The organism is Kribbella jiaozuonensis (assembly GCF_005233875.1).
In the GTDB taxonomy this organism is placed as follows: Bacteria; Actinomycetota; Actinomycetes; order Propionibacteriales; family Kribbellaceae; genus Kribbella; species Kribbella jiaozuonensis.
In genome coordinates, this window is sequence record NZ_SZPZ01000006.1 from 275,853 (window position 1) to 292,643 (window position 16,791).

A 16,791-nucleotide genomic window follows, 5' to 3' on the forward strand; every position below is an offset into this window, starting at 1 on the left:
GCTTGCTGTTGTGTGGGGGAGATACGCGCAAGCCGTCGCCTGGGCGCAGTTCGCTCGCCGGGTGGAGGTGTGCGTGGGGGTGGTTCGCGGCGCCGCCGGAGGCGGTAATAAGTCTGTCGCCGCGGAGCGGTGTCCTTTAGGTGCCGGTTATTAGGTGGTGGGCGAGGAGCGGGGAGAAGGTTCGGATGGGGAGGGTGGGGGTTTGGCCGCAGGGGCCGTCGGATTCGCCGGGGGTGCGGAGCCAGAGGTGGAGGTCTACGGGGGAGGTGGCGACGGCGGGGGGAGTGCCTAGTTTGCGGGTGGGTGGGTTGCAGGCACTGCCGTCGGAGCCGTTGCCGTTGCGGCTGGTGTCGATGATGAAGTGGGATCCGCCGCCGAGCGCCTGCAGGAGCGCCGTACCGCGAGCAACCGACTCAGAGGTGGTGAAGTAGTTCGCGGTGTTCAGCGCGAACCCGCGGACCTTCCCGACATCCGCCAACCGCAGCCGCCGCGCGATCTCCTTCGCATCACCGGACCCCACGTTCCCCGCGTCCAGATACACCCACGTGTTCGGGTTCTTCACTGCAAGCAGCCCGACGGCGTACTTGAGCATCGCGATCCGCCCGTCCCACTCCGCCGGCGGGAAACAATCGAGTCGAGCCAGCGCATCCGGCTCCAGCACCACGACGGCCGGCCGTACTCCGATCCCGTCCGACAAGCCCCCGATCCAAGCCCGGTACGCCGCCTCGGACGCCGCCCCGCCGCCGATCCCGCACGGTCCACCGGGCAGGTTGTCCGCGACGAGCACCGGCAGCTTGTCGGCCCGGTCCGCGGCCATCGTGTACGCCGCGACGCCCGCCTTCACGTCCCCGCTCCACATGCCGAACCACCGCGCCGACGCCTGACCCGCGATCTTCGTCGCGAGCTCGGTGTCCTCGGGATGCCGCCGTACGTAGGCCGCCGCGGCCGAACCCGGATCGACGTAGAACCCGTTGGTCAGCTTGAGCGGATCGCCGGTCGCTTCGGCCAGCCCTGCCTCAGGCCGGCCGAAGACGACTAACGCGGCGGACAGCAACAGACCGGCAGCTACCAAAAGGACAGCGCGGCCCGGTCGCGGAGTCGGCATCGGTGAGGCGTCCTTCCATCCATGGAGTGATCACTCAACGTGCCGACGAGACTACTCTCAGGGGTTCAGCTGTTCTCGTCGACCTCGCAGAACGAGGCGTAATGGTCGCCGGTGTAGTAGACGTGCTCGGGGTCGGTCGTCGCGCCGCCGCCGATCAGCCGGCGGGCGCCGCGGTCGGACGAGCCGGGCGTCTTCACGGTGTACTCGTGGTAATAGCTGCTCGACTCGTCGGGGAGGATGCCCTCCCGGTTCTGGAAGACGGTGCCGTCCTGGCGGTACGGGAACGGCCCGCCGGAGTGGATCAGGTCGAGGGTGTCGGCTGCCTGCGTCGGCAGCGAGCTCAGCGCACAGGTGTCGATCGCGGCTGCAGAGGCGACAACGTACGTGCTGGAGGTTGGGGCGGCGTAGGCCGTGGTGCCGAAGGCGGCGGTGGTCGCCAGGACCACGGCGGCGATGAGGGTTCTCATGCCTGCACGCTTCCCCCGCAAACAAACGTTCGTACATCCCAGGTGTGAATAACAGGTGGACTATGACCCCGGTCGGCGCATAGTCTCTGGCCCGGCGAGACCAGACCCGGAGTGGAAGGAGCGACCGATGAGCACACCGACTTGTTTCCCGGCGCACCCGACCCGCTCCCACAGCTCGCACTGAGCGGATCCGCGCCTCCTGCTGGAGGATCTGTGACGATTCGCAACACCGTCGAGGCCGACCTCGACACCATCCTTGCTCTGATCGAGCAGCAGAAGTCCGTCAACACCGTCACCCACGACCGGTACGTCGAATACGTTGCCGACGGCTACTACCGCGACGACTGGACCTGGGTCGTCGAGGAGAACGGCGTGATCCGCGCCCTCGCGATCTGGTGGGGCGGTTCGGGCGAGGACCTGCCGTTCAGCATCGACGGCCTGTACTACGTGGGCGACGACGACGCGGTCCCGGCGTGGACCGAACTGATCAAGCACGCCCTCGCACAACGGCCGGCCGATGGCGAGCAGCCGGAGTACCACTTCTTCCTGGCCAGCGACTGGCAGCAGCAGCCGGAGGTTGTTGCCGCGCTCGAGCCGCGGGCGCAGGCGGCCACGGCGGCCGGGCTGACCGCGATCACCGATCGGCTGCGGTACGAGTGGAAGCCGGAGTACGGCCTGCCGCCGCGCTCCAACCGGCTGCGGTTCGAACCTGCCGACGACGAAGCGTTCGTCGACGTGTTCATGCAGGTCAGCCAGGGCAGTCTGGATGCCGCGACGGCGCGGGAAATCGCGCGGGTCGGGGTCGAGACCGCGGCCCGCGAGGAACTCGACCTGTACAAGTCGATGCCGAACAGCGACCGGGCCTGGTGGCGGCTCGGATACAACGAAGACGGCAAGCTGATCGGCTTCGCGATCCCGTCTGCGAACGCGGGTGGACCGACGGTCGGATACCTCGGCGTTCTGCCCGAGCATCGCGGCAACCGGTATATCGACGAGCTCCTGGCCGAGATCACCCACATGCACGCCGAGCTGGGTGCAGAGCACATCAGAGCCGACACGGACTTCGGCAATGTGCCGATGGCGAAGTCCTTTGAACGCATGGGATATCGGAACTTCGCGGTCCGCCGGGTGCTGTCCTTCCCGGAGAGCTGAACTCGCCCGCCCGAGGTGCAGACGAGCGACGACCTTGCGCCCTATGCTCCCTGACATGTCAGGGAGCTCCGGGGGGAGTCGCTGCGATGCGTGACATCGCCTTGATCCTGCATGTCGTGGCCGGGATTCTCGCCGTGCTGTTCGGCCCGCTGGCGATCGTGCTGACGTTGCGTCGCCGCGGGCTGAACTGGGCCGGCGAGGTCTACCACTGGACGATCGCAGGAGTCTGTCTGACCGCGCTGGTGATGGTCCCGTACGACTGGGGCCGGCTCTGGTACTTCTGGCCGATCACCATCGCGTCGTACCTGTTCGTCTACCTCGGCCAGCGCTCCGCCGAGGCGCCCGGCGGCCTCTGGTACCGCGGCGTCCTCCGCGGGTACGGCGGGGGCTGGGTCGCGCTCTGGACCGCGATCGCGATCGTCAGCCTCCCGCACCACCCGTGGGCGTGGGCCATCCCGATCGTGGTCGGCTCGACCGTCATCGAGTGGTTGTGCTTCAACCCGTCGCCGACCTGGACCCGGGAGCCACAGGCCGGCGCGACGTCCTAGGCCTGGCCGGCCTGCTCTTCCGGGGTGGCCTTGCGTACGACGAGACGGGTCCAGGCGCCGACGTAGATGCGGTCGTCCGGGTTCAGCTCCTGGCGCTGGCCGGGGATGATCGGGTCCTCGGGGAGCGGGCCGGCGGCGGAGGCGACGTACGTGCCGTTGGAGGACTGGAGATCCTCGACCCACCAGCGCTGGCCGTCCGTGGTGAGCTGCGCCTGGCGACGGCTGACGCCGGTGTCGTCACCGCAGTCGATCTCCGGGTGGATGTTCCGGCTGCGGGACGGGCGGCCGATCAGCAGGCTCTTCTCGGTCAACGGGATCACCGTCGGCAGACCGGGTGACGGGCAGGGGTCGTCGCTCTGCTGTACGGCGTACCAGTCGGGGTCGACCCACAGTTCGACGACCCACTCCGCGACTGCCGCCGGCGGAGCAGGCGGTGTCGGGCCGGACGAAGAGAGGTCCAGCGCCGACGCGGCTCGCGGCATGGTGCCGGTGGTGAAGTCGTAGCCACAGTTCTCACAGAACAACGCGTCGAGTGAGGCTGCCTCGGAGCAGTTGGGGCACAGCTGCCCCGCGGGAGCGGCGTCCGGGGAGGCGGGCGCTGAGACCCCGGAACCGAGCCCGGCACCCGCGGGCGCCGGAGCGGCCGACCCACTCGCTGCAGCACCGGCCGGGTCCGAGCCCGTGGCAGGTGTGCCGGCCGGGATCGGGAGGCCGCAGACGTCGCAGTAGTCGGTCGAGGTGGACGGGTGCCCACTCGGACAGTTGACGGTCATTTCTTCACCCGGGTGGTCTTGGTGGAGGCCGTGTCGAGAGCCATCTCGTCGGCCTTCTCCACGGTCCGCTTCAGCCGCACCGTACCCGTTTCCTGGTCGTCGATGTCGACAACCTTGCGCAGCCGCGTGGTCGCTTCCTCGTTGCCGGTCGCGGCCGCGAGCTGCACCGCTCGGCCAAGCTTCGTCGTCGCAGTCGCCGTGTCACCGGCGGCCTTGGCGGCCAGACCGTCCTGGATCGCCTGCGCCAGCTCGGTCTGCCCGGTGTAGTGCGCGACCTCCGGGCTGATGCGGGTCGTCAACGCCTCGTCGGCCGACCAGAGCGCCTTGACCAGACCCTGCGCGACGGTCTGATCGCCGATCACCAGCTGCACACGGGCGGCAAGCTGCTCCTGCCCGATCGCCTTAGCTGCCAGCCGGATCGCCACGTGGTAGTCACGGGACTCGTCGCCCCACGAGCCGGTCGGGTACGAGCCGGTGAGCGGGTTGATCGCCGTACGGCGTGAGGTCAGGTCCTCGACCGTCGGCGCGACCTGCCGTACGAACAGCACCTCGGCACCCTGCGGCGCCCACACCCGCAGGTCGGCCTGCGCGACACCGCGGCTCATCGCATTCTGAATCAGCTTGGAGAACTCGGCGGCCAGCTGGTCCGGCGCCGGGATGATGTCGACGGTGCCGAGCAGCGCCTGCGCGATCCGCCGTACTTCGTCCACCTGCCAGGCGACGCCGACGCCGCGGGTGTCGCACTGGAACTGGCCGGTCACCGACTCGATCGCCTGGGTCAGCGCTTCCGGCGTCTCGTGCTGGTTCTCGCCGTCGGTCAGCAGGATCGCGTGCTTCTGGGACAGCGACGGGACGGTCGCGAAGACCCGCGACGCCAGCCGCAGCCAGGTACCCATCGCAGTACCGCCGTCGGCGTAGAAGCGGGACACCGCGTCCTTGGCTGCCTGCCGGGTGTACGGGTCCATCCGGACCATCACCGGTTCCGACGAAGGCGGGAACGCCAGTTGCGCCCGGTCGTTGCCGGAGATCACCGCGAACCAGACCCCGTCGAGGATCTGGTCGAGCGCGGTCTGTGCGGCGTACGCCGCCGCCTGGACGCCCTCGCGGCCCATCGAGCCGGAGGTGTCGACGATGATGATCTCGCCCGCGTCGCCGCTACCGGACTGCCCGGCCGCGCCGGCACCGGTGCAGTTCACCGTGACGATCGCGTGTACGTCGGTCCCGCCGTCGGGCAGGAACTCGTTCTGGTAGACGCTGGCGGTGAAGTCGGCCATCTCGGGTCCCTCTCCTTAGATGCGTGCGAGCGCGACGGTGATGTTGTCCTGGCCGCCCTGGGCGTTGGCCCAGTCGACCAGTGCGGACGCGGTGGCCCTCGGCTCGCCACCACACCCCGCAGCTGTCTGACGGACGAGGTCGGCCAGCGGTGCCGCCTCGGAGCAGTAGTTCCACAGACCGTCCGAGCAGACCAGCAGCCAGCCCGGCCCGGTGACGTGCAGCGTCGTCGTCCGGGGCGTGTGGTCCGGTGCGTCCTTGCCGAGCCAGCGGGTGATCGCGTGCGCGTGCGGACCGGACTCGGCCTCCTCGCGCGAGATCCCGGTGGCGATCAGCTCGGCTGCCCACGAGTCGTCGACGGTCAGCGCGACCGCCTCGGCCTCGTCCGGGAACCAGTACGCCCGGCTGTCCCCGACATTGCCGGCCACGAGCAGGCCGTCTTCCAAGACCGCTGCCACGAACGTGCAGGACGCCGGGTTCGGGCTGTCCGGACTGGTGTTGTCGAGTACGGCGTCACTCGCAGCGTCCGCCGCCGCCTTGAGCCGCGCCGCGATCGCACTGCCCCGGGACGACTCGGTGCCAAGGCCCTGGGCGTGCCCGGCCTGCAGTACCTCGCACGCCGCCCTCGCGGCCGCCAGCGACGCCACATCGGAGTCGAGCGAGGAGCTGACGCCGTCGCAGACCACGAGCAGCGCCCGGCTGCCCGGCTCGGCGTCGGCCGCGATCGCCATCGCGTCCTCGTTCCGGCTGTGCCGGATGCCGCGGTCGCAGACGCCGGCCACCCACGGTGCGGGCTGCTCCTCGAAGTGGTCCCGCGGCTTCGCAGCTTTGGTGCCGCACGTCTCGCAGTACCCGTCTGGACCGATGGTGCCGCCGCACGACTTGCACGGACCGACCTCCTCGACCGTCGCCGCGGTGATCTCGATCGTCGGCTCGGTGTCGGTGTCCAGCGCTGTCGAGCTCGGCGTGGTCGCCGGGGTGAGCTCGGCGCCGCAGGCCTCGCAGAAGCGATCGGTCTCGGACACCGGCCCGCCACAGCTGGGGCAGACCGTCTCGGTCGTACTCGTCATCGCAACGTCCATCCTCGAACCTCGTTGGCCTGGTCGACCAGGGCGATCCGTTCCGGCCGGGACTCGGCCTGGTCGGCCAGCAACCGGTAGGTCGCCTCGAGCCCGTCCCGCAGGGCCGACTCGGTCGCCGCCCGCCCGTCGATCCGTAGAGCCTCCTGCGGACCGGACTGCTGGACTTCGGCCAGCGCGGTCCGGAACACGTCCGCAGCCAGGTTGGCCCGGTCGACCGGGTCGATGGTCAGCGCGGTGATGCTGTCCATCGCCTGGGCGAGCGCGGGAAGGCCACGCCCTGATCCTGCCAGCAGTCCGGCTCGCTGGCGACGGGCCCGCACATATGCGCCGCTGGTGCGGGGGACCAGGTCCAGCGCGCCGAGCGCGCCGTCGAGGTCGTTGCGCGACGTACGGATCGTGGCCAGGCCGAAGGCTGACGGTGCGATGTAGTTGGCGTCGGTGCGGGCACAGGTCAGGTAGAGGCCCTCGGCAACGTCGTACTCGCCGCTGTGCTCACAGGCGATCGCCAGCGCCAGCTTCGGCCCCAGCTCGCCCGGCACCTGGCCGTAGACGGCGTTGAACGCGGACTGCGCCGCAGCCGAGTCACCGCGAGCCAGAGCGACCAGTCCGGCCATCCAGACCGCACGCCACTCCCACGGGTCCGCGTTGAGCAGGTCGGCCACCGCAGTGTCGACCATGTCGTAGCGCTCGGGTCCGACCTCCAGTGCGGCTTCCGCGACCTCCAGCAGCGTCTGCGCGGACTGCTCCGGCGCGTCGATCAGCAACTCGAGCCGCTTGGCCGGGTCCGGCACGCTCACGGTCTTCAGCCAGCCGGCCATCTTGTCGCTCTCGTCCGGCGCCAGCGACGGCAGCTGCTGCCACGGCTCGACCGTGTCGCCCAGTCCGGTCGACTTGTCACCGGGAGTACCGAAGAGCAGCGACGAGGCGGAGTGCTGGGCCGCCTTGGTGCCCTGCTTGTCTGCCACGACCTCACGCAGTACGCCGAGGAGCTGCACGCGGAACTCGTCGGCGGACTGGAACCGGTCCGCCGGGTCCTTCGCGCAGGCCTTGGCCAGCAGGCGGTACACCGAGTCGTACTTCTGGAAGAGCGGTACTTCGGCCACCGGCGGCAGCGAGTCGACGTACCGGCCCTGGTACCCGCGGAACTCCATCGCCAGCACGCACAGCGTCCGGCCGAGCGTGAAGATGTCAGAGGCAACGGACGGGCCGACCTCGGCCACCTCGGGCGCCTGGAAGCCGACCGTGCCGTAGATCGCCGAGTCCAGGTCGTCGATCCGTCGTACGCCGCCGAGGTCGATCAGCTTGACCGCGTCGCCGACCTGGATGATGTTGTCCGGCTTGAAGTCGCAGTACACCAGGCCGAGATCGTGCAGGTACGAGAACGCGGGCAGGATCTCCAGCAGGTACGCGATGGCCTGGTCGATCGGGAGTGCGTCGTACTGGCCGTTGTTCGCGGTCATTCGTTGCTTGAGCAACGTTTTCAGCGAGGTTCCGCCGACGTACTCCATCACGATGTAGCCGGCGCCGTCGTGGGTGACGAAGTTGTAGATCTCGACGATCAGCGGGTGCTCGACGCGGGCGAGGAACTGCTGCTCGGCGATCGCGGCCGCGACGGCGTCCGGGTCCTCGGAGTTCAGCAGGCCCTTCAGGACGACCCAGCGGTCGGACACGTTGCGGTCCTGGGCCAGGTAGATCCAGCCGAAACCGCCGTGCGCGAGGCAACCGCGGACCTCGTACTGCCCGCCGACCAGGTCGCCGGCCTTGAGCTTGGGCGAGAACGAGTACCGGCTGCGGCAATGCGGGCAGAACCCCTCTGTCCGGCCGGGCTGGCCGTCGCGGGACCGGCCGACCGGGTTGCCGCAGTTCGGGCAGTTGCGACGGTCCTCCGGGACCATCGGGTTGGCCAGGATCGCCTTGCTGGCGTCGATCGCGGGGATCGACGGCACGTGCGTCAGGCCGGCGCCGAGTCGGGCGCCGCGGAGGCGGGTGGACGACGTACCGAGTTTGCGGGTCAGCTTCGAGCCGGCCTGGGCGGCGCGGGCGGAGCCGAGCGGGGTGGAGGCCAGGCGGTTGGACGCGCGGGAGACGGTCGAGACCGAGCTGAGCGGGTCCGGGTCTGCTGCGGCTGCGCTGGGGGTTGAGGATGCGGGGGAGCCGCAGACGTCGCAGTACCCGTCGACGTAGGTGCCGGTGCAGCCGGGCTGGGTGCACGCGCCGGTCGCCGGGGCTGCCGCTTGGCTTGGGGCTGCTTGGCTTGTGGCCGCTTGGCTTGGCGCGGCGGGGGACCCGCAGACGTCGCAGTATCCGTCGACTATGGTGCCGGTGCAGCCCGGTTGAGTGCAGGTCGTCATTTCGTCCCTTCCAGGTAGGCCTGGTAGGCCGCTACCAGTGCACCGAGGCGCGCCAGGTCCACCGGCTCCGCCTCGATCACCGCTCGGCCGCGCCGGTACAGCTCGGCGAGATCTTCGTTGCCCTTGGCAACACTTGCCGCCTTCACCTGATAGGCGTCCAGCAACTGGGCCAGCTCGTCACGTTTCCCGATCGCAGTGCCGTACGCCGCCTGCGCCTGCCCGAGCGCCCGTCGTACGGCGTCCAACCGGGTCAGGTACTTCTCGAGCTCGGCCGGGGTGTTTGGCACCGGTCCGAGTGCGGTGACATCGGGTACGGCGAGGCGTGGCGCCGGGGTCACCGTGGCGACAGCCTTGTCGGCGAGCGCTCGGACCGCCGTACCTTGCGCCTCGAGCTCGCCGCGCAGCGTGCGCGCCCGGGCCACGTCGGCGGCCCGCTCCTTGCGGGTGGCGGCGCCGACGATCAGGTCGCGCTCGGCGCGGGCCGCGTCGATCTCGAACGGGCCGATCAGACCGCCGATGTCCGCGCCGCGTTTGTTGCGGTCGGCAAGGTCCGTCAGGCGGCGATCGAGGTCGTGGTGCTGGGCGAGTGCTTGGTCGCGGACGTTGGCCGGCTCCAGCTTGACCAGGTCGCTGATCCGCTCGACCTGCGCGCGCAGCTGCCGCAGGCGCGCGGCCAGGTCGGCGTCGCCGGGGTCGAGGGCGAGCTTGGCGCGGAGTGTTGCCGCCAGCGCGTCCGACAATTTGCATGCCTCGGGCAACGAAACCGCGAGCGACCCGCCGGCGCCGCCCGCGTCGAGCCCGCCCCAGATCAACGCCGAGATCCGCTCGGTCTCCGTCTGCCCGACGCGGCCCGAGTCCCAGGTCACCAGGATCAGTTCGTACCGGTCTGAGACGGCCTTCCAGACGGTCATGCTGAGCACGACATCCGCACTCAGCGCGTCCGCCTCCGGCGAGTGCAGGGCAGCCTGATCAAGCTCGTCCAGCTCCGCCTTCCGCCGATCCCGCCACTCCCCAAGCGCCCCAAGAAAGGAAAGCAGCTCCGAAGCCGGAACACTGCTCCCCATCCTCCCCGGCGGCGCCGGCGCCGAGACCGTCGGCGTACGAACCGTCATCGCTTCACCGGAACCCGACCGTAGATCGGCTTCGGCGGAACCGGGGCCGGCCCCAGCGCAGCCTTCAGCCACTTGTCGTACGAGTCCTTCCAGGCGCCCCTGTCCTTCATCTGCTGGAGAACGACGTTCACGAAGCGGACGAACTCCGGATGCAGCAGGCTGATGCCCAGACCGTACGGCTCCTCGCTGAAGCGCTCGGTCGTGATGATTCGCGCGTACGGGTCCTGCGCGGCGTCGCCGGCCAGCACCGTGTCGTCACCGCTGATGCCGTACGCCTTGCCCTGCTGGAACAACACCAGGCAGCCCGTGTCGGTGTCGGCCGTGATCGGCATGACCTCCGGGTTGGCCTTCTTCAGGTTGTCCAGGCTGGTCGAGCCCGCCGGTGCGCAGATCGTCTTGCCGGACAGCTGCTTGACGCTGGTCACCGTCGAGTCCCGCGGTACCAGCGTCTTCTGCCCGGACCGGTAGTACTCGGCCGAGAACGCGATGTCGTGCCAGCGGTCGCAGTTGATGGTCATGTTGCGGGCCACGATGTCGACCGGATTGGTGGTGGCCTTCAGCGACGGGATGCGCTGCGGGCTGGAGATGACGCGCAGCTCGACCCGCCTCGGGTTCGTCGGCGCATCCGGGAAGATCGCCGCCGCGACCGCATTGATCATGTCGATGTCGAAGCCCTGGATCTTGCCGGTGATCGGATCGCGGTAGCCGAGGTTCAGGCTGTCCGCGGATACGCCGGCGATGAGCCGGCCACGCTTCTGGATCTCTTCCATCCACGAGCCGGCCGGCATCACGCCGCCGGGAGCCGGAGTGGTGTTGTCCGGCGCGTACGACGCGAGCGGGCCCAGACCGTCCGTGCATGGTCTCGCGGGCGCCGGCGTGGTCGACGTGGTTGGAGCGGCTTGCGGCTCGGCGGGGAGTTGAGTGGCTGCGTAGTTGCCGGAGCCGCAGGCGGTGAGGAGGAGGGCGGTTGCTACCGCGATCGGGATCAGCTTTTTCATCGGTACTCCTCCAGGCGCTGGGACATGCCCCAGGCGACTAGTAGGGCGGCGAGGATGCCGATCGGGAGGCCTAGCCAGCCGAAGAAGCGGATGCTGGATCGGGCGTCGGACAGTTTGTTGGAGACGTCGTCGCTGGTGGACTGGAGTTGGCCGGCCGACTGGGTGTCGAAGGCCTTGAACGTCTCGACCGAGTTGTTCTCGGACTTCGACGTACCTACGGCTATGTTCACGGCCTCGTCCCAGTTGCCACTGGTGTCGGTGTCGCGCACCTTCTTGTGGACGGCTTTGTAATCGGACCACAGGCCCTGCAGGCCATCCGTCGTACCCGATGACTTGCCGAGTTGGTCGTCGACCGTGGCAGACGCGGTGTTGAACGCCTTGTCGAAGGCGTCGCCGGAGCCGCGGGCGATCAGGGTCAGGCTCTCGTTCGAGCGGGCGTCGTACGCCGCGATCCGGGCCGTCGACAACGCCAGCGTCTTCGCGTACGCGTCCGACCTGGTGTCGGAGGCGGCACTCGAGGCCGACGAGAGCGAGACGCCGCCCAGGATCGTGACGATCAGGGCGAGCGCGGCACCGACCACGATCGGGATGTTCAGATAGCGATGCGTACGCCGGGCCAGCCAGCGCAGCGTGATCACGAAGACCGCCAGCGTCAGCAGTCCGCCGACGAGGACCCAGATCGTCCCGCGTCCGACCCCGCTGAACTCGTCGTCCACCCGCTTCTCGTTCGCCTGGACCAGCGCGTTCACGAGCGGAAGCGAGTCGTCCTGGAGTACGGAGTTCGCGTCCCTGAGGTACTGCGATCCGATCGGCAGGCCCTGGCGGTTGTTCGCGCGGGCCTGCTCGATCAGGCCGTTGTAGGTGATGAGCGTGGTGTTCAGCTGGCCGAGGACGTTCTGGTCGGCGGGCTGGGCGGTCGAGGCCTCGGAGATCAGCCGGGCGGCCGCGGCCATCGAGTCGACGAAGTGCTGGCGCTGCACCGGCGGTTCGAGGCCGCCGACCAGGAAGGCGTTCGTGGCGTCGGCGTTGGCGCTGACCAGGTTGGTGTGGATCCCTTGGATCCGGACCAGTTGGGCGGCGTTCGCTTCGGCGCGTTCGAGGGCGCCGTTCGACTGGGCGTGGCCCTGGGCGGCGGCGATGCCGAACAGGATGCTGACCACCGCGGCCAGGATCAGGAAGGCGCGCATGCGGCCCGGGGTGCCCTGGAACCATTGGGCGATCGCGTTACGGCGGCTCGGTGCCTGGGCGGCGGGTTGCGCCGTACCCGTGGGTGGGGCGGGCGGCGACCAAGTCGCGGGGGGCGCACTCTGGGTTTGGGTCACGCCTGATCTCCTTGGTCTTCGTCCTCGATCTGCTCGTCGGTGAGGTCCTCGGCGAGGATCTGACGCAGTTGGTCCGTGGTCGGTGCCGTCACGTCGCGCAGGCGCCAGGCGTGCCGGCCGATCGCGGCCTCCAGCACGTTGCGGGCGAATCGCCCGTTGCCGAACGAGCTGTCGCGCGGAGTCGCGACCAGGATCTCGCGGAACTTGTCCAGCGACTCGGGTACGAGCTCGTAGTCCGACGCTTCGGCAAGCCCGGTGAGGATGTCGGTCAGCTCGTCGTCGGTGTAGTTCTCGAACTCGATCGTGGTCCGGAACCGGCTGGCCAGACCCGGGTTCGCGGCGATGAACGCCTCCATCGGCTCGGGGTACCCGGCGACGATCACGACCAGGTCGTCGCGCCGGTCCTCCATCTCCTTGACCAGCGTGTCGACGGCTTCCCGCCCGTACTGGTCGGCGCCGGTGTCGCCTGCGGTCAGGCTGTACGCCTCGTCGATGAACAGCACGCCGCCGGCCGCGGATGCGACCACCTCGGCGGTCTTCGTCGCGGTCTGTCCTAGGTAGCCGGCCACGAGCTCCGAACGGTCGACCTCGATCAGCTGGCCCTTGGAGAGCAGACCGAGTGCCTTGTAGATCCCGCTGACCAGCCGCGCGACGGTGGTCTTGCCGGTCCCTGGATTGCCCACGAATACCAGGTGGCGGGTGATGGTCGGGCTCTTGAGTCCGGCCTCGGTCCGCAGTTTCTCAACCCGCAGTACGGCGACCTGTCGGTGCACTTCCTGCTTCACACGAGCCAACCCCGTCAGCTCGTCGAGCTCACCCAGCAGCTCCTCCACAGTCTTCGCCGGCTCAGCCGTTTCCACCGCCTCCGCCGAGGCCGCTGCCTCCGCCGGGGCGGGTGCTGCGTGGGATGCATCAGCTGGTGGGGTGATGGCACCCACCTGCAACTGGCGGGCGCCTGCCGCCTGCAGTTGCGCGGCCGCTGCGACCGACGCGTTCCCGACGACCCGCATGGTCGGCTCGCCCAGCGTGCAGGCTGCGGAAGCGATCTCGGCCAGCGCTTCGGCGTACGCCGCCTTCTCTGGCGAGCTGTTCGCGATGAGCTCGGTCAGCACGGCCGTCGGTGCGCCTCGCCAGCGGCGTCCACGGACTGCTGCGTCGAAGAAGTCCTGGGTGGTCCCGCCAGGCACGGCCTTGGCCCAGTCAGCAGGTGCGCCCGGCGCGGACTCTGCCAGAGCGGCGGCGAGTGAGAGCGCCTCACCCCGGGCAGCATCTTCCGCGACGCCGGCCCGGGCCGCGACCGTGAGCAGGCCGGACAGCGCGTCCTGTAGTCCCCCCGCGGTGCTCATGACCCTCCTCGTCCAGGTGGTGGTGCCAGTGGTCCCGACCCGAGGTCCGGTGGCGGAGTCGACTCGGTCGGGCCGAGGGCCAGGGCTCCGCCGGTGGAGCCGGTGCCGAACTTCTCCTGCAGGAACCTGCCGTGCGCGATCAGCGCCGCCGCGTCGGCCCGGTTCACCGCGTCGAACACCTTGTCCATCGTCGCGGCCAAGAGGTCCAACTGATCGATCAGGATCATCAGCGACGTCTTGCCCCGGTCGACCGGCCGGGTGTCCGCCCACTGCCGCGGCAGGCGCAGGTACCCACCGATCGCCTCCGGCAGGTAGTCGGTCGCCGTCGCCATCACGGAGTACGCCTGTGCGCTGCCGCCGAGGTTGCCGAGCCGCGGGATCGTCTCCCGTACGACGCGGACCACCCGCCCGACCCGCGACGCGACCACGGCCGGTACGGCGCCGTTGGCAACCAACTGCTCGACGCGGACCAGGGACGCGAGCAGGTCGTCGGTGGTCGGCGGACGGGGGACCGCGGCAGGTTCGGGCGCTTCCTGCTTGCGGCCGGTCAGCCGCGCGAAGAAGTCACCGATTGCCATGCAGTTTCCCGTCCACCGGCCGACGCCGGAATCAGCGACCCAGGTTCAGGTCGAGGCTGCCGTGCACGACCTGCTGGTTCTGTTGGGCGACCCGGTCCAGGTAGCTGCGGGACTTGGTCACCTCGGTCTCCAGCGTGCCGATGGTGGCAGCCATGTTGTCGAGGGCCTCGACCTTGAACGTGTCGATCGCGTCCATGGTCGCGTAGATGTTCGCGAACGCCGCCTGCAGTTGCGGCAGCCCGATCGTCGCCGACGCGGCCTGCTGCTGGATCGCCACCGAGTTGTCCCGCAGCATCTGCGAGGTGCGCTCGATCATGCCGCTGGTGGTCGTGTTCAGCGCGGTGATCTGGTCCAGCACGAGCTTCTGGTTGCCCAGGGCCTGCGCGACGATGACCGCCGTACGCAGCGCCGAGACCGTGGTGGTCGACGCGCGGTCGACGCCCTTGATCAGCTCGATGTTGTTCTTGATCACGATGTCGATGGCCAGGTAGTTCTGGATCGACACGGCCAGCTGGGTCAGGATGTCCTGGTGCTTCTGCCGGACGTAGAACAGCACGTCCTCGCGGAACGCCTTCGCCTTGTCCGGGTTCGTCGCCTCGAGTTCCGCGATCGCCGCGGACAGGCGCGCGTCGAGGCGCTCGGCGACGTACACGTACTGGTTCAGCCGGGTCATCGCGTCCCAGAGGTTCTGCTTCTCCAGGTTCAGCGCGGCGTTGTCCTTGCCGAGCTCGTCCTGGCCGTTGCGCAGGCTGTGCAGGATGCCCTCGAGGTGGGTCTGCGCGCTCTGGTACTTGCGGAAGTAGTCCTCGATCTTGTCGCCGAACGGGATCATCCCGAGCAGCTTCTTCGGCCCGGTCGCTTCCTTCGGGTCCAGGTCCTCGACGGTACGACGCAGTTCGAGCAGCGTCTTGCCGACGGTCGAACCCTCCGACAGGCCACCGCTCTGCAGCGCCTTGACCGGCTGCTGGAGCAACCGGTTCGAGCTCTCGGCGGCGGCGCGGATGTCGACGTCGCCCATGCTGCGGACGTCGCTCGCCTTCGCCGCGAACTCCGGCGACCGCGGCTCGGCCGCCATCAGCGAGGTCAGGAACGTGTCGACCTTCGCGTCGAGCCCCGGCTGCGCGGCCGGGTCGACCGCGGGCGCCATGCTCGGCGCGGCCGTCTCGGCAACAGGCTGTGACGGCGGTGGCGCGGTCAGTATCAGCCCCGGCGCGGTGGCCGTCGGCGGCTGGAGCGGTGCAGCAGCCGGCTGTGCCGCCGCCGCACCTGCGGTGTTATCTGCTTCGGTCATCGTCGTTCCCCTCCGGTGGCCTCTGCGAGGCGTCCCCGCGCCCGCGCCCTGTCACCTCCGTGACGCGCACACAATCTAGTCGGTTCCAGGTCCCTGTGGTGGGCCTGTTGCCTACTCGTTGTTAGCTGCGGCGGTAACTAACGAAGCAGTAGCCGTCGCGGGGGTCACGGGTGGTTTCTGTCCAGTCTGCCCGGCTGATCTCCGGGAACGTAACGTCGCCGTCGGGAGACTGGTCGACCTCGGTGAGTTCGAGGGCGTGCGCGTGGGGGAGGGCCTGGCGGTAGATCTCGCCGCCGCCGGCGACGTACAGCGTGCCGTCGTACTGCAGGGCCTCGTCGAGCGAGTGGGCCACGGCGACGCCGTCGGCGGACCAGTCGGGTTGGCGGGTGACGACGACGGTACGGCGGCCCGGGAGCGGGCGGCCGATCGAGTCGTAGGTCTTGCGGCCCATGACGAGCGTGTGGCCGAGGGTGAGCTGCTTGAACCGTTGCAGGTCCTCACGGATCCGGAAGGGCAGGTCGTTGTCCCGCCCGATCACACCGTTGCGGCCGACCGCGGCGATGAGGATGACGCTCATACGGCGATGGGCGCCTTGATGCCTGGGTGCGGGTCGTAACCGACCAGCTCGACGTCGGCGATCTCGTACCCGTCGATCGAGTCGCGCTTGTTCAGCTGCAGTGTCGGCAGCGGCCGCGGCTCGCGGGTGAGCTGCAGGCGGGCCTGGTCGAGGTGGTTCAGGTACAGGTGCGCGTCGCCGAGCGTGTGGACGAAGTCGCCGACCTCGAGTCCGGTCTGCTGCGCGACCATGTGCGTGAGCAGTGCGTACGACGCGATGTTGAACGGCACGCCGAGGAAGATGTCGGCGGACCGCTGGTACAGCTGGCAGGACAGCCGGCCGTCCGCGACGTAGAACTGGAACATGGTGTGACACGGCGGCAACGCCATGTCGTCCACGTCGGCCACGTTCCACGCGCTGACGATGTGGCGCCGCGAGTCCGGGTTGTTCTTGATCGACTCGATCAGCTTCGCGATCTGGTCGACGTGCCGCCCGTCCGGCGTCGGCCAGGAGCGCCACTGATAGCCGTAGACCGGGCCGAGTTCGCCGTCCGCGTCGGCCCACTCGTCCCAGATCGAGATGTTGTTCTCGTGCAGCCACTTGATGTTCGTGGAGCCGCTGAGGAACCAGATCAGTTCCCCGATCACCGAGCGCAGATGCAGCTTCTTCGTCGTCACTGCCGGGAAACCCTGGCTGAGGTCGTACCGCGACTGGTACCCGAACACACTCAACGTGCCCGTCCCGGTCCGGTCGCCCTTCTCCGCCCCGTTGTCCAACACATGCCGAAGAAGATCCAGGTACTGCTGCATGGAGCCAACCTACAGCCCTGGCAGACTCG

16 protein-coding genes are annotated in these 16,791 nt (G+C 69.2%); 2 read left to right on the forward strand and 14 right to left on the reverse strand.

Annotated features, from left to right (window positions below):
- Window positions 1-136: 136 nt before the first annotated feature.
- Together FDA38_RS36665 and FDA38_RS36670 are read right to left on the reverse strand one after the other, a co-directional pair.
- Window positions 137-1,105 carry a glycoside hydrolase family 6 protein gene (locus FDA38_RS36665; RefSeq protein WP_137258773.1) on the reverse strand — a complete coding sequence of 323 codons (969 nt, stop codon included), beginning with the start codon at window positions 1,103-1,105 and terminating at the stop codon, window positions 137-139.
- Between the two features lie 65 nt (window positions 1,106-1,170).
- Entirely contained in the window at window positions 1,171-1,572 is a 402-nt protein-coding gene (locus FDA38_RS36670; protein WP_137258774.1) for a ribonuclease domain-containing protein, read from the reverse strand.
- Between the two features lie 213 nt (window positions 1,573-1,785).
- Between FDA38_RS36670 and FDA38_RS36675 the strand changes: the two genes are divergently transcribed.
- Together FDA38_RS36675 and FDA38_RS36680 are read left to right on the forward strand one after the other, a co-directional pair.
- Window positions 1,786-2,724 (forward strand): GNAT family N-acetyltransferase, encoded by a 939-nt coding sequence (locus FDA38_RS36675; protein WP_137258775.1) that lies wholly within the window; start codon window positions 1,786-1,788, stop codon window positions 2,722-2,724.
- Window positions 2,725-2,810: 86 nt separating this feature from the next.
- A complete protein-coding gene (locus FDA38_RS36680) occupies window positions 2,811-3,272 on the forward strand; it encodes a hypothetical protein (RefSeq protein ID WP_137258776.1) in 462 nt (153 codons plus the stop codon).
- Here the strand turns inward: FDA38_RS36680 and FDA38_RS36685 are convergent.
- The 12 genes from FDA38_RS36685 to FDA38_RS36740 all read right to left on the reverse strand — a co-directional run bounded on the left by FDA38_RS36685 (window position 3,269) and on the right by FDA38_RS36740 (window position 16,762).
- Window positions 3,269-4,045: an FHA domain-containing protein gene (locus FDA38_RS36685; protein WP_137258777.1), complete on the reverse strand. Its 777-nt coding sequence runs from the start codon at window positions 4,043-4,045 to the stop codon at window positions 3,269-3,271. The two genes, FDA38_RS36680 and FDA38_RS36685, sit on opposite strands and share 4 nt — an antisense overlap.
- Window positions 4,042-5,319 (reverse strand): vWA domain-containing protein, encoded by a 1,278-nt coding sequence (locus FDA38_RS36690; protein ID WP_137258778.1) that lies wholly within the window; start codon window positions 5,317-5,319, stop codon window positions 4,042-4,044. The genes FDA38_RS36685 and FDA38_RS36690 overlap by 4 nt, the downstream gene beginning before the upstream one ends.
- A 15-nt stretch (window positions 5,320-5,334) precedes the next feature.
- Entirely contained in the window at window positions 5,335-6,399 is a 1,065-nt protein-coding gene (locus FDA38_RS36695) for a PP2C family protein-serine/threonine phosphatase (protein WP_137258779.1), read from the reverse strand.
- The gene (locus FDA38_RS36700) at window positions 6,384-8,750 is read right to left on the reverse strand and encodes a serine/threonine-protein kinase (RefSeq protein ID WP_137258780.1); all 2,367 of its coding nucleotides are present in this window, start codon (window positions 8,748-8,750) and stop codon (window positions 6,384-6,386) included. Before FDA38_RS36700 ends, FDA38_RS36695 begins: the two co-directional genes overlap by 16 nt.
- The gene (locus tag FDA38_RS36705) at window positions 8,747-9,862 is read right to left on the reverse strand and encodes a hypothetical protein (protein ID WP_137258781.1); all 1,116 of its coding nucleotides are present in this window, start codon (window positions 9,860-9,862) and stop codon (window positions 8,747-8,749) included. The genes FDA38_RS36700 and FDA38_RS36705 overlap by 4 nt, the downstream gene beginning before the upstream one ends.
- Window positions 9,859-10,860: a glutamate ABC transporter substrate-binding protein gene (locus tag FDA38_RS36710; RefSeq protein ID WP_137258782.1), complete on the reverse strand. Its 1,002-nt coding sequence runs from the start codon at window positions 10,858-10,860 to the stop codon at window positions 9,859-9,861. The genes FDA38_RS36705 and FDA38_RS36710 overlap by 4 nt, the downstream gene beginning before the upstream one ends.
- Window positions 10,857-12,182 carry a hypothetical protein gene (locus FDA38_RS36715; protein ID WP_137258783.1) on the reverse strand — a complete coding sequence of 442 codons (1,326 nt, stop codon included), beginning with the start codon at window positions 12,180-12,182 and terminating at the stop codon, window positions 10,857-10,859. Before FDA38_RS36715 ends, FDA38_RS36710 begins: the two co-directional genes overlap by 4 nt.
- Window positions 12,179-13,528: an AAA family ATPase gene (locus FDA38_RS36720; protein ID WP_137258784.1), complete on the reverse strand. Its 1,350-nt coding sequence runs from the start codon at window positions 13,526-13,528 to the stop codon at window positions 12,179-12,181. The genes FDA38_RS36715 and FDA38_RS36720 overlap by 4 nt, the downstream gene beginning before the upstream one ends.
- Window positions 13,525-14,106 carry a hypothetical protein gene (locus FDA38_RS36725; protein ID WP_137258785.1) on the reverse strand — a complete coding sequence of 194 codons (582 nt, stop codon included), beginning with the start codon at window positions 14,104-14,106 and terminating at the stop codon, window positions 13,525-13,527. The genes FDA38_RS36720 and FDA38_RS36725 overlap by 4 nt, the downstream gene beginning before the upstream one ends.
- Window positions 14,107-14,137: 31 nt before the next feature.
- Complete coding sequence (locus tag FDA38_RS36730) at window positions 14,138-15,397, reverse strand: toxic anion resistance protein (protein WP_137258786.1); 1,260 nt, start codon at window positions 15,395-15,397, stop codon at window positions 14,138-14,140.
- A gap of 121 nt (window positions 15,398-15,518) precedes the next feature.
- Window positions 15,519-15,974: a dihydrofolate reductase gene (locus FDA38_RS36735; RefSeq protein ID WP_137258787.1), complete on the reverse strand. Its 456-nt coding sequence runs from the start codon at window positions 15,972-15,974 to the stop codon at window positions 15,519-15,521.
- Window positions 15,971-16,762, reverse strand: a complete 792-nt coding sequence (locus tag FDA38_RS36740; RefSeq protein WP_137258788.1) for a thymidylate synthase — start codon at window positions 16,760-16,762, stop codon at window positions 15,971-15,973. Before FDA38_RS36740 ends, FDA38_RS36735 begins: the two co-directional genes overlap by 4 nt.
- Between the last annotated feature and the right edge of the window lie 29 nt (window positions 16,763-16,791).

What these genes read in the sequence shown, in the direction of transcription:
- FDA38_RS36685 (WP_137258777.1), bottom strand. Translation starts at nt 4,045, where the DNA reads ATGACCGTCAACTGTCCGAGTGGGCACCCGTCCACCTCGACCGACTAC.
- FDA38_RS36700 (WP_137258780.1), bottom strand. Translation starts at nt 8,750, where the DNA reads ATGACGACCTGCACTCAACCGGGCTGCACCGGCACCATAGTCGACGGA.
- FDA38_RS36735 (WP_137258787.1), bottom strand. Translation starts at nt 15,974, where the DNA reads ATGAGCGTCATCCTCATCGCCGCGGTCGGCCGCAACGGTGTGATCGGG.
- FDA38_RS36680 (WP_137258776.1), top strand. Translation starts at nt 2,811, where the DNA reads ATGCGTGACATCGCCTTGATCCTGCATGTCGTGGCCGGGATTCTCGCC.
- FDA38_RS36670 (WP_137258774.1), bottom strand. Translation starts at nt 1,572, where the DNA reads ATGAGAACCCTCATCGCCGCCGTGGTCCTGGCGACCACCGCCGCCTTC.
- FDA38_RS36725 (WP_137258785.1), bottom strand. Translation starts at nt 14,106, where the DNA reads ATGGCAATCGGTGACTTCTTCGCGCGGCTGACCGGCCGCAAGCAGGAA.
- FDA38_RS36720 (WP_137258784.1), bottom strand. Translation starts at nt 13,528, where the DNA reads ATGAGCACCGCGGGGGGACTACAGGACGCGCTGTCCGGCCTGCTCACG.
- FDA38_RS36705 (WP_137258781.1), bottom strand. Translation starts at nt 9,862, where the DNA reads ATGACGGTTCGTACGCCGACGGTCTCGGCGCCGGCGCCGCCGGGGAGG.
- FDA38_RS36710 (WP_137258782.1), bottom strand. Translation starts at nt 10,860, where the DNA reads ATGAAAAAGCTGATCCCGATCGCGGTAGCAACCGCCCTCCTCCTCACC.
- FDA38_RS36740 (WP_137258788.1), bottom strand. Translation starts at nt 16,762, where the DNA reads ATGCAGCAGTACCTGGATCTTCTTCGGCATGTGTTGGACAACGGGGCG.
- FDA38_RS36695 (WP_137258779.1), bottom strand. Translation starts at nt 6,399, where the DNA reads ATGGACGTTGCGATGACGAGTACGACCGAGACGGTCTGCCCCAGCTGT.
- FDA38_RS36690 (WP_137258778.1), bottom strand. Translation starts at nt 5,319, where the DNA reads ATGGCCGACTTCACCGCCAGCGTCTACCAGAACGAGTTCCTGCCCGAC.
- FDA38_RS36730 (WP_137258786.1), bottom strand. Translation starts at nt 15,397, where the DNA reads ATGACCGAAGCAGATAACACCGCAGGTGCGGCGGCGGCACAGCCGGCT.
- FDA38_RS36665 (WP_137258773.1), bottom strand. Translation starts at nt 1,105, where the DNA reads ATGCCGACTCCGCGACCGGGCCGCGCTGTCCTTTTGGTAGCTGCCGGT.